Consider the following 13,852-nt stretch of genomic DNA (forward strand, 5'->3'; position numbering starts at 1 on the left):
GGAGTACAAACACATGTTGACGCGTCGCCGGTTCTTGCAAGGCATGGCCTCCCTCACTGTCCTGGGCAGCCAGCTTGGCGCGCTCCCTGCCTTTGCGATGCCTGTCACGCGAGGCAAGAATGTCCCCACCGATCGCGTGTCGCGCCACGTGGACGTCTTTGTCGGCACCGGCGGCCATGGCCACACCTATCCTGGCCCGACGATGCCCTTCGGCATGATGCAGTTGAGCCCCGACACCAACGACTCGCAATGGGACGGCAGCTCCGGCTATCACCAGGGCGACGGATCGATCATGGGCTTCTCGCATACCCATCTGAGCGGCACCGGTGCCGCCGACATGCTCGACGTGCTGGTCGTGCCGGCCATCGGCGAGGTCCGCCTGCAGCCCGGTGATCGCCAGTACGACGGCGTGAACTATCACTCGCGTTTCGACGGCGTACGGCCCGGCAAGACCGAGCCGAAGGGTTACAAGACGCACCTGAAAGGCTATCGCTCGCGCTACACGCAGGAGCAGGCGCACCCTGGCTACTACAGCGTGCAGTTGACCGATACCAAGGTATTGGCGGAACTCACCGCCACCGAGCGCGCCGGCATCCATCGCTACACGTTCCAGGACAGCGGCGAAGCACATCTGCTGATCGATCTCGCGCATGGTTTCCACGACGATCCGAAAACACCGACCAAGGTGACCGATGCCGAGCTCAAACTGATCGGCAACGACACCCTGGTCGGCTCGCGCGTGGTGCATCAGTGGGCCAATGGCCGGCATATCTATTTCGCGTTGAAAGTGTCGCGTCCGTTCAATCGCTCGACGCTGTATTCGAACGATGCGCCACTACCCAGCGGCAGCGCGCAGGCCAAGGGCATCGACCTCAAGGCCGCGCTGTTTTTCGACAAGGCCGATAGCGCGCCTTTGCTGGTCAAGGTCGGCATCTCCGGCGTCGACGTCGAAGGCGCACTGCGCAACCTCGCTGCGGAAATTCCCGCCTGGGATTTCGATGGCGTGCGCAACGACGCCCAGGAAGCCTGGGAGCGAGAGCTGAGCCGCATCCGTATCGATACGCCATCGGACGATATCAAGCGTACGTTCTACAGCGCGCTCTATCACACCATGGTCGCGCCGACGCTGTTCAGTGATACCGACGGCCGCTATCGCGGCATGGACATGCAAGTGCACCAGCTGCCGGCCGGCCAGCACAACTACAGCACGTATTCGCTGTGGGATACATATCGCGCCGAGCATCCGTTGCTGACCTTGTTCCAGCCCGATCGTGTGCCCGATCTGGTCAACGGACTCGTACGCATGGCTGCCGAGAGCCCCGCCGGGCCGCCGGTATGGCCGCTGCAGGGTATCGAGACGGTGTGCATGATCGGCTATCACTCGGCGGTCGTGATCGCCGAAGCGCAGGCCAAGGGCTTTACTGGCATCGACTACGCCAAGGCCTGGCCGATCTATCGCAAGCGCGCGATGGACGACGACTATTTCGGCCTGGCCGAATACCGCAAGCGCGGCTACATCCCCAGCGATCTGCAAAACGAAGCGGTCAGCAAGACGCTCGAATACGCCTATGACGACTGGGTGATGGCGCATATGGCCGATGCGGCGGGCGAGCATGGCGACGCCAAGGCCTTGCGCGAGCGGTCGCGCAACTATCGCAACGTATTCGACAAGACAAAGAACTTCGTGCGCCCGCGCGGCAGCGACGGCAAGTGGCTGGAGCCGTTCGATCCGCGCGCAATGGGGCATTCGAAGAAGTGGCGCGACTTCACCGAGTCGAATGCCTGGCAGGCCACCTTCCTCAATCAGCACGACGTTTACGCGTATATGGAACTGTTCGGCGGCGCCAAGGCGTTCGAGCAGAAACTGGACGCCTTGTTCGCGGCATCGTCCGAGCTGCCCGACGATGCACCGCCGGATATCGCCGGCATGGTCGGCCAGTACGCCTTCGGCAACGAGCCGGCACATCACGTGCCCTATCTCTACGCGTACAGCGGCGCGCATCACAAGACGCAGGCGCGTGTGCGCATGCTGCTGGAAACCATGTATCTGCCCGCACCCGATGGTCTGCCCGGCAACGAGGATTGCGGCCAGATGAGCGCGTGGTACGTGATGAGCGCGCTCGGGCTTTATGCGGTCGACCCGGTCAGCACCAACTACGTTTTCGGCAGTCCCTTGCTCGATCGCGCCGAAGTGCAGCTTGGCGGCAACAAGAGCCTGATCGTGCAGACGCAGGGCAATGGCCCCGGCAAGCCGTATATCCAGTCGGTCACCTGGAACGGCAAGCCGTGGACAAAGAGCTGGATCAGCCACGCCGAGCTGACCGCCGGCGGCACGCTCTCGTTCCAGATGGGCGACAAGCCCAACCCCTCGTTCGGCTCGGCCCTCGCCGACCGACCACCCGCCTTCGGCATGCCGGCAACCCAGCAGGCATCCTGAAGCCCGAGCACCCCTGGCGAGCCGCCCTCACGGCTCGCCAGGGGTGTGCCTTTCCTGCGCTCGACGATGCTGGCTTGTATGGGCTCGATGGGCCATGCATGATCGGTTTGCATGGTGATGATGTGGTGGGACGGTCGCGACTGAAGTCGCTCCTACAAAGACTGCGAGCGCTGCCTAAGTTTTTGTAGGAGCGACTTCAGTCGCGACAAGCCGTGACGCAACCGTGAGCCACAGCCAAGGAAAGATGACCGTGTCGGATAACGAAGTTGTCCTTGCAAACCAGCATGCGGCCAAAGTCACACCAGCTCAGTGGACACCACTTTCGTTGCTTGCCAGTCTGATTGCCATCAGCGCCCTGATAGATGCGGTCGCGCTGATCGCCGATATCGTCAGGACTTCGACGTTGCTGCGACAGGCGCTCCAACCGGTCGTCGTTTCGTCAGTAGGGCCTGTAATACCGCCAGCAGCAGGAGGTGGGACAAGCAATGCCGAGGCGATGAAGAGCATGGGCTTTGACCACTTCGTGCGGCACTGGCTCATGAACATGGATGTACCGCTTCAGCTCTTGCTGTATGTCCTGGTGGCTTGCTGGGTTTATCAGGCCGTTTACAACGTCAATGTTCGAGGGGCGACTGGTGTAGGCAAGCCGGGATGGGTCACGGCATGGTTCATGATGCCAGTGGTCAACCTCGTCTCGCCCGCGTTTTATATGAGCAAGATCTGGCGGGCAAGTATCGATATACGCGATTGGAAGCAACGCAGCGCGCCGGTTCTTTTGTGGGTCTGGTGGCTCGCATGGGTGGCACGTCTGGGAACTATGCGCTTCAGGCTGGACCTCAACGAGACGCTTGAAAGAGAGATTCTCCGTTACAAGATGATCATCACCGAAGATCTGATCTGGCTTTTATCCCTGCTCCTGCTTGTCATCGTCATCTACCGCGTCAGCCAGGCCCAGCAGCGCCAATTCGGGCACTAGGGCCGACGCATGGCCTTTCCAGGCCGGTCGGCACCCCCGGTTTTGGCACACCCCACCCCACCCCTTACAATAGAGGGCTTAGCCCCTATCCAGCGCGCCCCGGCGCGCCAACGCGAGTCCCCGATGGAAAAGAGTTTCGAGCCCAGCCAGATCGAGTCCAGGTGGTATGCCCGCTGGGAAGCCAGCGGCGACTTCAAGCCGTCGGGCAAGGGCACGCCGTACAGCATCCTGCTGCCGCCGCCGAACGTGACCGGCACGCTGCATATGGGCCATGCCTTCCAGCAGACCGTGATGGACATACTGATCCGCTACCACCACATGCGCGGCTTCAACACGCTGTGGCAGGTGGGTACGGACCATGCCGGCATCGCCACCCAGAAGATCGTCGAGAACCAGCTCGCCGCCGCGGGCCAGACCCGCCACGACCTGGGTCGCGAGCCGTTCGTCGAGCGCGTGTGGCAGTGGAAGGAAGAGTCGGGCTCCACCATCACCAATCAGATGCGCCGCCTGGGCGTGGCCGCCGACTGGTCACGTGAGCGCTTCACCATGGACGAGGGCCTGTCCGACGCCGTGCGCAAGGTGTTCGTCGAGTGGTATCGCGCGGGCCTGATCTACCGCGGCAACCGCCTGGTGAACTGGGACCCGGCGTTGCAGACGGCGGTGTCCGACCTTGAGGTGAACAACGTCGAGCGCGACGGCCACCTGTGGTCGATCCGCTATCTCACCGCCGATGGCAGCGACAGCGTCGTGGTGGCGACCACGCGCCCGGAGACCATGCTCGGCGACGTCGCCGTGGCGGTGCATCCGGAAGACGAGCGCTATGCGCACCTGGTCGGCAAGATGCTGCATCTGCCGCTGTCCGGTCGTGAGATCCCGGTGATCGCCGACGACTATGTCGAACGCGAGTTCGGCACCGGTTGCGTCAAGATCACCCCCGCGCACGACTTCAACGACTACGCGATCGGCCAGCGTCACAACCTTGCACCGATCGATATCTTCACGCTGGACGCGAAGGTCAACGACAACGCGCCGGAGAAGTACCGCGGCCTGGACCGCTACGACGCGCGCAAGCAGATTCTTGCCGACCTCGAAGCCTCCGGCCTGCTGGTCGAAACCAAGCCACACAAGTTGCAGGTGCCGGTGAGCCAGCGCTCGGACGCGGTGATCGAGCCGATGCTGACCGACCAGTGGTTTGTCGACCTGACCACCGACGTGCAGGCCGACGGCCGCCCCGGCGGCCGCAAGGCGATTACCGAGCCCGCGCTCGACGCCGTGCGCAGCGGCGAGATCAAATTCGTGCCGGAGAACTGGTCCACCACGTATACGCAGTGGCTCGACAACATCCAGGACTGGTGCATCAGCCGCCAGCTGTGGTGGGGCCACCGCATCCCGGCGTGGTACGACGAGGCGGGCAACATCTTCGTCGGCGAGAACGAAGCCGACGCGCGTGCACATGCCACGGTCGAACCGGTCGGCGCACTGCGTCAGGACGACGACGTGCTCGACACCTGGTTCAGTTCGGCGCTGTGGCCGTTCTCCACGCTCGGCTGGCCGGCCAATGGGCCGATCAAGAACGAGCGCGGCGAGATCGTTGCCAACTGGGAAAACGACAAGCTGTTCCTGCCCAGCGCCGTGCTGGTCACCGGCTTCGACATCATCTTCTTCTGGGTCGCGCGCATGGTGATGGCGACCAAGTACTTCACCGGCCAGGTACCGTTCCGCGAGGTGTACATCAATGCCATCGTGCGCGACGCCGAGGGCCAGAAGATGTCCAAGTCCAAGGGCAATACGCTCGATCCTCTGGATTTGATCGACGGTATCGAGCTCGAACCGCTGGTCGAGAAATCCACCCGGTCGCTGTTGATCCCGCAGGTGCGCGAGAAAGTCGAAAAGCGCATCCGCAAGGATTACCCCAGCGGCATCCCGGCGATCGGCACAGATGCGCTGCGCTTCACCTTCGCCGCGCTGGCCAGCTACAGCCGCACGATCAACTTCGACATCAAGCGTGCCGAAGGCTACAAGGCGTTCTGCAACAAGCTGTGGAACGCGGCGCGCTTCGTGCTGATGAATCTGCCCGAAGGCGAGCTACCCGCGCCCACCGGCTTGCCGGCTACGGAAGCTGAGCGCTGGATCCTCACGCGCCTGAAGCAGACGTTGGGCGACGTCGAGCAGCATTTCACCAGCTACCGTTTCGATCTGCTTGCGCAGGAACTGTACGAGTTCACCTGGAACGAGTTCTGCGACTGGTTTCTGGAACTGTCCAAGCCGGCGTTGAACGGGGATGATGCGATCGCGGCGGCATCCACGCGTCACACGCTCCTTGTCGTGCTCGAAACCATTCTGCGTGCACTGCATCCGATCGTGCCGTTCCTCACCGAAGAAATCTGGCAGAACGTCGCGCCGCGCTTGAGCCTGCACGAAAGCGGTTTGATGCAACGTCCATGGCCGCGTGCCGAAGACATCGTCGCGGACGACGCAGCCACGGCCGAGATCGAGTGGTTCAAGAACGTGCTGAGCGGCATTCGCCGCATCCGTGCGGAAATGAACATCGCACCGGGCAAGACGATTCCGCTGTTGCTGGCCGATGGCGATGCCAGCGATCGTGCGCGCGCGGCAAAGTTTGCCGCGCAGATCAGCTTCCTTGCACGCGTTGAAACACCGCAATGGATCGAAGCTGGCACGGATGAACCGGCCGCCGCGGCAGCCGTCGTCGGTTCGCTGCGCGTGATGATCCCGCTCGCGGAATTGATCGATCTGAGCGCGGAAAAAACGCGTCTGGCCAAGGAGATCGCCCGCATCGAGAGCGAGATCAAGAAGTGTGAAGGCAAGTTGGGTAATGCCAACTTTGTCGCCAATGCACCTGCCGCCGTGGTCGAGCAGGAGCGCCAGCGCATTGCTGATTGGAGTGTGCAGGTGAGTGCGTTGCGGGAGCAGATGCAGAAGCTGGGTTGATTCTTTTCGGAGAGCACCCCGCAAGCACACACCCCCTCACCCCAACCCTCTCCCCCGGCAAAGCCAGGGGAGAGGGAGCGCGCAATACCGAGGCACTCTCAGTCAGTCCCCTCTTACTGGTTTCGCCGAGGGGGGAACGCTTTAAGTCCTCACCGCCACGACGCCTCGCGCACAGCTCCGGCGCACCTCAGAAGCGCCAGAAGTGTCCCCTATCGATTCGAGTAGGCGGCACGAACGGTTGTATCTCTCAATGCTGCTCAGAGCCTTGGCTCTAAAGGCCATTCTCTCTTTGGTTACTTTCTCTTTACTCCGGACCTAAAGGTCCTCCGCCCTCCGGGCCGGCTTCGCCGTTCGCATGCGCTACGCGCAAGCGTGGGCCAGCAAAGAGAAAGTGACTCGGACGCCGGCAGGCGTTCGAAACGCCCGCTGCGTAAGCGGCCAGATCGCCCGAACACACAGGCAAGAACCGAGCACTGACGCCACTGGATGACCAGCTTCGCTGTTGTAAAGCTCTTCCGGCCTTCGCCGGAATGACGAAGTAGGAGGGGCTGCGCAAGCGGCCAGATCGCCCGAACACATAGGCAAGAACCGAGCACTGACGCCACTGGGTTCCGGCCTACGCCGGAATGACGATGTAGGAAAACTTGCGGCAACTTACGGCATGAGGAGAAGGAAGCGAACCACTCACTCCTTCCCAGCCACCAAATCCAACGCCATCACAATGGCATCCTCCCGCCCCTGCCGAGCCGGGTAATACTTCGGCCGCTGCCCGATCTCATTGAACCCCATCGAGCGATACAACGCCTGCGCCACCGGATTCGACGGCCGCACCTCAAGAAAGACACGCTCAGCCGCATGCCAACGCGCCACGTCGATCAGGCGACGCATCAAATGCCGCCCCAGACCCAACCCGCGATACGACTGACCAATACACACGTTCAAGATGTGCGCCTCGCCCGCCCCCACGGAAAGAATGCCGTAGCCAACGACCTCATCCTCGATGCACATCACCCAGCATGGGTGACCGGCCTTCAGGCAGTCGCCAAAGATGCCCGGGGACCAGGGAAAGTCATAGGAAGCACTCTCCAACGCAGCAACCGCCGCGAGATCCTCGCGACGCATGGCGCGCACCTGCGACTGGGGGCGTGCCACCGCAACCATCACGCCATGCCTCCACTCGCGAGCGCGCGACGCAGGCCGCGCAACGCGTTCCACAGGCGACGCTTGCCCGCGCCATTGGCGCGAATCTCGTGCGGCTCATCGGCCAGCACGATCTGCGCGCGATTCAATACCGCCGCAGGCAAGACCCGCCCCAACGCGTGCGCCTGGGCCTGACCGAAGACCAGATAGGCGCGCGCTTCGGGAACATGCCCCAGTTGCCCGTCCACACCGACTTCGATGCGTGCCGCACGCGCCAGCGACGGACCGTAGGCACTGAATGCCCGCCCCAGCAGGTCGAGCAGCGCGACCGGACAGCCGGCCGGCAAAACCACGATGCTGTCGCCTGGTGTTCCCTGCAGCTCGGCCACGGCTTCGTTCGTATCGAACACGGCCGGTATCGGGTCCGCAAAAGGCTGGCGACGGACCCATGGCGTCACGCCGAGCGCGCGCAGCAGACGTGCGCGATGCGGATCATGCGAAAGCGTGGAAATACTCATCCGACATTCCGGCGGCGACGGCGTGTGGCCACGCCCCAGAGCGTGAACACGGGACCCGAGAGCGCATAAAGCAGGAATACCACGAACAGAACACGCGGCGGATCGACAAAAAACGGAATCAGCACGAGCACGCCCGCGATCATCCACAGGAACGGCACCCGGCCGCCCTCGCCGGTCGGCAACGACTTGAAGCTGAAATAGCGGAACCGGCTGACCATCAACAGGCCGATGATCACCGCCATGGGCAAGGTGACCGAGGAAACGTCGCTGCCGGCAACGCCGAACTTGTCCATGCTCCACACAAAGGCCATGCAGACCGCCGCCGCGGCCGGGCTGGCCAGGCCCTGGAAATAACGCTTGTCGATCACCTTGACCTGGGTGTTGAAGCGCGCCAGACGCAGCGCCGCGCACGCGGCATAGATAAAGGCGGCCGCCCAGCCGATCTTGCCCCAGGTCGGGCCAAAGTCCTTCAGCGACGACAGCGACCAGGTGTACATCACCAGCGAGGGCGCCAAGCCAAAACTGATCAGATCCGACAGCGAGTCGTACTGCACGCCGAACTCGCTCTGCGTCCCGGTGGCGCGTGCGACACGCCCATCCATGCCGTCCAGCAGCGCAGCGATAAAGACGGCGATGGCCGCTTCGCTGTAGTTGCCGCCTATGCTGGTCACGATCGCGTAGAACCCGGCGAACATCGCGCCGGTGGTGAACAGGTTCGGCAGCAGGTAGATGCCCCGGTGCCGTGGCGTGCGAACGGGTGTGCTATCGCTCATGAATCGATCCGTGACGGAATACCCGAAGTTTAGAGCCTGATCGCACTCAGGTTCCATGTTGGCTTGAGTCCGGGGCCATCCGGGGTGTTAACTACGGCGCATTCATCCCGTCCGGAGATATTCATGCGCCGTCCGCTCCTCGCCGCCGCGTTGCTGTTGCTCGCGCCCCAGGTTTTCGCCCAGGCCTATAAGTGGACCGACAGCGCCGGTACGGTGCATTACTCCGAGACGCCGCCGCCGACCGGCACCAAATATCAGCGCATGACGACTACCGGCAGCTCCGAACCCCTGGCGCAGCCTGCCGCCGCGAAGCCGGCCAGCGCCGCGACCGCGGCGGCCCAGCCGGTGGCCGATACCCCGGCCAATCGCGCGAAATTCTGCGGCACGCTGAAAACCAATCTGGACATGCTCAAGGGTGATGGCCCGCTGGTGATTCAGCAGGACGGCCAGCAGAAAACGGTCGATGAGGACCAGCGCAGGAGCCAGATGAACATCGCTCAATCTCAGTACCAGCAATATTGCAGCGGTAAGTAAACCCGTATCGATCCCGGCCAGTGCGCACAGTCGCCGGCCGGGTGTGGGCTATACCGGGCTATAATTGGCTCTTTTACACGCCGGATCCGCTCGCATGCGCCTCAGCCAATTCCACCTGGCCACCGTCAAGGAAGTCCCCGCCGACGCAGAAATCGCCAGCCATCGGCTGATGCTGCGAGCCGGCATGATCCGCAAACTGGCCTCGGGGCTGTATACGTGGAGCCCGCTGGGCCTGCGCGTGCTGCGCAAGGTCGAGGGCATCGTGCGCGAGGAAATGAACCGCGCCGGCGCGATCGAGATGCTGATGCCCTCGGTGCAACCCAAGGAATTGTGGGAAGAAACCGGGCGCTGGCAGAAATTCGGCGGACAGCTACTGAAGATCAAGGACCGTAAGGAGCAGGAATTCTGCTACGGCCCGACGCACGAAGAGGTGATCACCGATTTCGCGCGCAATGAGCTCAAGAGCTACAAGCAGCTGCCACTCAATTTCTATCAGATCCAGACCAAGTTCCGTGACGAGATACGCCCGCGTTTCGGCGTCATGCGTGCGCGCGAATTCCTTATGAAGGATGCCTATTCCTTCCATCTGGACGCCGGCTCGCTGGCCGCTACCTACGAGGTGATGTACCAGGCCTATTCGCGCATTTTCACCCGCCTGGGCCTGACCTTCCGCGCCGTGCAGGCCGATACCGGGGCCATCGGCGGTAATGCGAGCCATGAGTTTCAGGTGCTGGCCGATTCGGGCGAGGACGCGATCGCGTTTTCCGACCAATCCGACTACGCCGCCAATATCGAGAAGGCTGAAGCCCTCGCACCGGCACAAGGCCGCCCGGCTGCCAGCGCCGAGCTGCAGCTGGTGGACACGCCGGCCGTGCGCAGCGTCGAGGACGTGACCCGGCATTTCGGCGTCCCTGCCGATCGCGTACTCAAGACCATCCTGGTCCGCGGCAAGGACGGCCTGGTGGCGTTGTGCCTGCGTGGCGACCACGACATCAACGACGTCAAGGCCGCCAAGCTGGCCGAACTGCCAGACGAATCCGTACTGGCCAGCGAAGAGGAAATCCTCGCCGCTACCCAGACCCGCCCGGGCTTTATCGGCCCGGTCGGCCTGCCCGAGTCGATCCCGGTGATCGTCGACCGCAGCGCCGCGGTCCTGGTTGACTTCATCTGCGGCGGCAATGCCAACGACAAGCACTACAGCGGCGCCAACTGGGAGCGCGATGCGCGCATCACCCGCATCGAAGACCTGCGCCAGGTCGTTGCCGGCGACCCGTCGCCCGATGGCAAGGGCACCTTGCGCATTGCGCGCGGTATCGAGGTTGGCCACGTATTCCAGCTGGGCCAGAAGTACGCCGAGGCCTTGAAGGCCACCGTACTGGACGATCAGGGCAAGCCGCAGGTGATGTTCATGGGCTGCTATGGCATCGGCGTCAGCCGCATCGTGGCCGCCGCGATCGAGCAGCGCCATGACGACGCCGGCATGATCTGGCCCGAAGCGATGGCGCCGTGGCGCGTCGCCGTTTGCGTAATCAACCCCAAAAATGCCCCGGATATCGCCGAGGCCGCCGAGTCTCTTTATAAGCAACTCAATGACTTGGGCATCGATACGGTGCTGGACGATCGTGGCTTGCGCCCTGGCGCCATGTTTGCCGATATGGAATTGATCGGTATTCCGCACCGCGTCGTCGTCAGCGAACGTGGCCTGGCCGCCGGCACCCTGGAATATCGCGCCCGCCATGAAAGCGAAGCGCGTAACCTTACTCAAGATGACCTTCTGGCCCTGCTGGGGCAATAACCCAGCCGCCATGGCGGATTAAAGAATATTCGCCATTTAAACGCATGCAAAAAAGGCCGCCTCTCGCGGCCTTTTTTGCATGCGTCATTCTGCCCTCGACAATAATCGAGCAAAACCCTTACAGCACATTCGGGGCATATCTGACAATTACACCTTTGGTAGTACCCAGCCCTCTTGCAACCCGACTTTACAATCGGGTAGGGGTTCGGGGAAAATCGATCCCGCAATTGGGACGCCAATTGCTACAAAACAAATAAATCAAAAAAGCCGTTAATCACTCACTCACCCGGGAGTTATACCCATGGCCGTAGACCTCAAGAGTCTCAATCACACACAGCTGAATGATCTCATCACCAAGGCTCAGGTTCGCCAGAACGAACTACGCAAGGAAAAGGTCGGCAAACTGCGTGAGAAAATCCATGCATTGATCAAGGCCGAAGGTTATTCGTTCGACGATATTTTCGGTACCAAGGTACCCGGCAAGCGCCGTTCGGGCGGCACCGTCGCACCGAAGTACAAGAACCCCGCCAACCCGGAGCAGACCTGGTCCGGCCGCGGCAAGCGCCCGCGCTGGTTCAACGATGCCCTGAAGGCCGGTAAGTCGGAAAAGAGCCTGCTGATCTGACGGTTAGTGTTTAGACGCCCTGCAAAAAAACGCCGGCCATCGTGCCGGCGTTTTTTTATGGCTGTCGAGGCTAGCCGTGATTGAGAATGATGTCCCATTCGCCCGCCAGCTTTTCAGTACCGGGCACCGGTTGTAATTGCACCAACACCCGTCGCCGATCGTCTTCGCTCAGCGCCTGAAACAATAAATCGCTGTCGTTCAACACTTCGCCCGCGAAATAGAGCTGGGTGACGAGGCGATCCGCGCGACCGGAAACGTCGAAATGAATATGCGGCGTACGCGTCCAATCCGGCGTGGCCGGATATGCGCCGGGTTTGATCGTACGGAACCGGTAACGCCCCCATGCATCGGTCTTTTGTGTGGAATAGCCCTGAAAACAGGGATCCAAGGGGGCGGTCGTATTGGGATCGCTGGGATGATCGTAGCGGCCATGCACATTAGCCTGCCACAGCTCGATTTTTGCATTGACCACCGGCTTGCCGTCACCATCGAGAACGCGGCCGCTGAGTTCGATCACCTGTCCCAATGCCATGCCATGCCGCCCGGCAATACGGGTCAGGTCCGCGTCCCGATCCAGCGGCTTCAGCACTGGATAATAGGGACCCATGATCTCCTCCGGCGTCGGCACCATACGCCGTCCCTGTGCCAGAAGGCCGCCCGATACGAGTGCGCCGCCGGCCAGCAGGCTCGTTTTCATCGCACGGCGCCGCGAAAGGGAATGGATTCCTGTGTTTTCGGGTTTATCGCTCATATTCGCTCCTTGACTCGTACGAGTCCGTGTGGGTAAGCGAATAACAGCAAAATACATTTGACCGCGCAGTCGGCACGCGCCGCCTTTTTTGTAGGTGTCGCTTAGGTGTTGCGCTTTGCTACAACGATCGGCGCGGTGAAACCAGCAGATCGCCAAAGAGCAGGCCGGCCACGAGCGAAACCAGCAGCGTCACCAGCAGCAATCCTGTATCCATGCCCAGCTCGGTATCGCGTTCGAGCAGATAGGAAACGCTACGAAAGCCCACGCTGCCGGGAACCAGCAAGATAATGCCAGGCTCCCGAATCACCGACCCGGGACGATGCATATACCGCGCATAGGCATTCGCCAGCGCGCTAAGCAAAAAACCGCCCAGGAAAACACCGAACGGAGCCTTGGGCAGCGAGCCGGCGATCTGACCGCCCCAACGCGTGGCGAGATAGCCAAGAATGACCGCACCCATCACGGTGAGCCAGTCGCGACGCGCAGCGCGAAACGCAATCGCCCAGGCAAACGCACCCACGATCAGGGCCACCGCCTCGGTCCAGGACGGCAGCGGCGTCTGCGCGAAATCGCGCGCGTGAATGCCTAGCGCCTCGCAAAGCTGGGTAGCGGCCACTGTGCCGAAGGTGAGCTTGAGCAAGGTGGAGATCGCACCACCCATGCGCGCCATGCCGGCCACGAGGTGCTGACTGGAGATTTCGCGTACCGCCGTGGTCAAGGCCATCCCGGGCACCAGCACGATCAGGCTGGCAAGGATCACCGACTTGAGCGCCAACGGCACGATATACGCACTGACCGTGATCGCCACCGTGGTGGCTACCAGCGCGCTGATCGCTTCACTGGCGATGGCCAGCCGAGGCCGTGTTGCGGACGAGACCATGATCCAGCCGATGATCAGCCCGATCACCCCGGCGGTGACCAGATCCGTCCAGGCACAGTGCAACAGCAGCGCCACCACGCTGGCCGCGGCAAGACCGTAGGTCGCAATCACGCTGGCCTGCGCCTGACGGGTATCCGGCTTGCCGAGCTGACGCAGCAGACGGAAGCCTTCGCGCATATCCAGCTCGCCGTCGGTAACACGATCGGCGATGGTATCGGCTTCGCACAGGCGCCCGAGATTGACATCGCCCGGCGACAGGCGCATCACCTGCGTTACCTGGGCAATCGCTTCGTCGCCCTGCGAAAGCTCGGCAAACGAAACGATGATCGCCGTCGGACTGGACCAGATATCCGCCTGCAGGCCGAAACGCTGCGACACGCCGGAAATGGCCATCTCAAGGCGCGGCGCGGAGGTGCCGTACTGATGCAGCTGGCGCGCCAGCTCCATGATGAAGACAATCCGCGTCTTGAG

11 protein-coding genes are annotated in these 13,852 nt (G+C 62.3%); 6 read left to right on the top strand and 5 right to left on the bottom strand.

Annotated features, from left to right (window positions below; genetic code table 11):
• Nucleotides 1-13 precede the first annotated feature (13 nt).
• The 3 genes from ACZ6WW_RS02575 (at nt 14) to ACZ6WW_RS02585 (ending at nt 6,365) form a co-directional block, all read left to right on the top strand.
• Nucleotides 14-2,437, top strand: coding sequence for a GH92 family glycosyl hydrolase (locus ACZ6WW_RS02575; RefSeq protein ID WP_465272829.1), 2,424 nt, complete (start codon nt 14-16; stop codon nt 2,435-2,437).
• A 250-nt stretch (nt 2,438-2,687) separates the two neighbouring features.
• Nucleotides 2,688-3,413 carry a DUF4328 domain-containing protein gene (locus ACZ6WW_RS02580; protein WP_465272830.1) on the top strand — a complete coding sequence of 242 codons (726 nt, stop codon included), beginning with the start codon at nt 2,688-2,690 and terminating at the stop codon, nt 3,411-3,413.
• Between the two features lie 123 nt (nt 3,414-3,536).
• On the top strand, nt 3,537-6,365 hold the full coding sequence (locus tag ACZ6WW_RS02585; protein ID WP_465272831.1) for a valine--tRNA ligase: 2,829 nt from the start codon (nt 3,537-3,539) through the stop codon (nt 6,363-6,365).
• A 684-nt stretch (nt 6,366-7,049) separates the two neighbouring features.
• Here ACZ6WW_RS02585 and rimI read toward each other — a convergent pair.
• From rimI to ACZ6WW_RS02600, 3 genes are read right to left on the bottom strand one after another with little or no spacing between them, the layout of a single operon-like run.
• Entirely contained in the window at nt 7,050-7,526 is a 477-nt protein-coding gene (rimI, locus tag ACZ6WW_RS02590) for a ribosomal protein S18-alanine N-acetyltransferase (RefSeq protein WP_465273010.1), read from the bottom strand.
• Complete coding sequence (locus tag ACZ6WW_RS02595) at nt 7,526-8,023, bottom strand: hypothetical protein (RefSeq protein ID WP_465272832.1); 498 nt, start codon at nt 8,021-8,023, stop codon at nt 7,526-7,528. The genes rimI and ACZ6WW_RS02595 overlap by 1 nt, the downstream gene beginning before the upstream one ends.
• Entirely contained in the window at nt 8,020-8,796 is a 777-nt protein-coding gene (locus ACZ6WW_RS02600) for a CDP-alcohol phosphatidyltransferase family protein (protein ID WP_281852188.1), read from the bottom strand. The genes ACZ6WW_RS02595 and ACZ6WW_RS02600 overlap by 4 nt, the downstream gene beginning before the upstream one ends.
• Before the next feature lie 123 nt (nt 8,797-8,919).
• Between ACZ6WW_RS02600 and ACZ6WW_RS02605 the strand changes: the two genes are divergently transcribed.
• The 3 genes from ACZ6WW_RS02605 to ACZ6WW_RS02615 all read left to right on the top strand — a co-directional run bounded on the left by ACZ6WW_RS02605 (nt 8,920) and on the right by ACZ6WW_RS02615 (nt 11,750).
• Complete coding sequence (locus ACZ6WW_RS02605; protein ID WP_465272833.1) at nt 8,920-9,330, top strand: DUF4124 domain-containing protein; 411 nt, start codon at nt 8,920-8,922, stop codon at nt 9,328-9,330.
• Nucleotides 9,331-9,424: 94 nt separating this feature from the next.
• Nucleotides 9,425-11,125 carry a proline--tRNA ligase gene (locus ACZ6WW_RS02610; RefSeq protein WP_465272834.1) on the top strand — a complete coding sequence of 567 codons (1,701 nt, stop codon included), beginning with the start codon at nt 9,425-9,427 and terminating at the stop codon, nt 11,123-11,125.
• Nucleotides 11,126-11,426: 301 nt separating this feature from the next.
• Nucleotides 11,427-11,750, top strand: coding sequence for an H-NS histone family protein (locus ACZ6WW_RS02615; protein WP_465272835.1), 324 nt, complete (start codon nt 11,427-11,429; stop codon nt 11,748-11,750).
• A 70-nt stretch (nt 11,751-11,820) separates the two neighbouring features.
• Here the strand turns inward: ACZ6WW_RS02615 and ACZ6WW_RS02620 are convergent, their stop codons facing one another.
• The gene (locus ACZ6WW_RS02620) at nt 11,821-12,501 is read right to left on the bottom strand and encodes a dioxygenase family protein (protein WP_465272836.1); all 681 of its coding nucleotides are present in this window, start codon (nt 12,499-12,501) and stop codon (nt 11,821-11,823) included.
• Between the two features lie 118 nt (nt 12,502-12,619).
• Nucleotides 12,620-13,828: a threonine/serine exporter family protein gene (locus ACZ6WW_RS02625; RefSeq protein ID WP_281852849.1), complete on the bottom strand. Its 1,209-nt coding sequence runs from the start codon at nt 13,826-13,828 to the stop codon at nt 12,620-12,622.
• Nucleotides 13,829-13,852: the final 24 nt, after the last annotated feature.

This window comes from Dyella sp. NPDC103356 (assembly GCF_055584465.1).

Excerpts from the sequence above, each read along its gene's own strand:
- ACZ6WW_RS02575 (WP_465272829.1), top strand. The coding sequence starts at position 14 with ATGTTGACGCGTCGCCGGTTCTTGCAAGGCATGGCCTCCCTCACTGTC.
- ACZ6WW_RS02585 (WP_465272831.1), top strand. The coding sequence starts at position 3,537 with ATGGAAAAGAGTTTCGAGCCCAGCCAGATCGAGTCCAGGTGGTATGCC.
- rimI (WP_465273010.1), bottom strand. The coding sequence starts at position 7,526 with ATGGTTGCGGTGGCACGCCCCCAGTCGCAGGTGCGCGCCATGCGTCGC.
- ACZ6WW_RS02595 (WP_465272832.1), bottom strand. The coding sequence starts at position 8,023 with ATGAGTATTTCCACGCTTTCGCATGATCCGCATCGCGCACGTCTGCTG.
- ACZ6WW_RS02600 (WP_281852188.1), bottom strand. The coding sequence starts at position 8,796 with ATGAGCGATAGCACACCCGTTCGCACGCCACGGCACCGGGGCATCTAC.
- ACZ6WW_RS02605 (WP_465272833.1), top strand. The coding sequence starts at position 8,920 with ATGCGCCGTCCGCTCCTCGCCGCCGCGTTGCTGTTGCTCGCGCCCCAG.
- ACZ6WW_RS02610 (WP_465272834.1), top strand. The coding sequence starts at position 9,425 with ATGCGCCTCAGCCAATTCCACCTGGCCACCGTCAAGGAAGTCCCCGCC.
- ACZ6WW_RS02615 (WP_465272835.1), top strand. The coding sequence starts at position 11,427 with ATGGCCGTAGACCTCAAGAGTCTCAATCACACACAGCTGAATGATCTC.
- ACZ6WW_RS02620 (WP_465272836.1), bottom strand. The coding sequence starts at position 12,501 with ATGAGCGATAAACCCGAAAACACAGGAATCCATTCCCTTTCGCGGCGC.
- ACZ6WW_RS02625 (WP_281852849.1), bottom strand. The coding sequence starts at position 13,828 with ATGGAGCTGGCGCGCCAGCTGCATCAGTACGGCACCTCCGCGCCGCGC.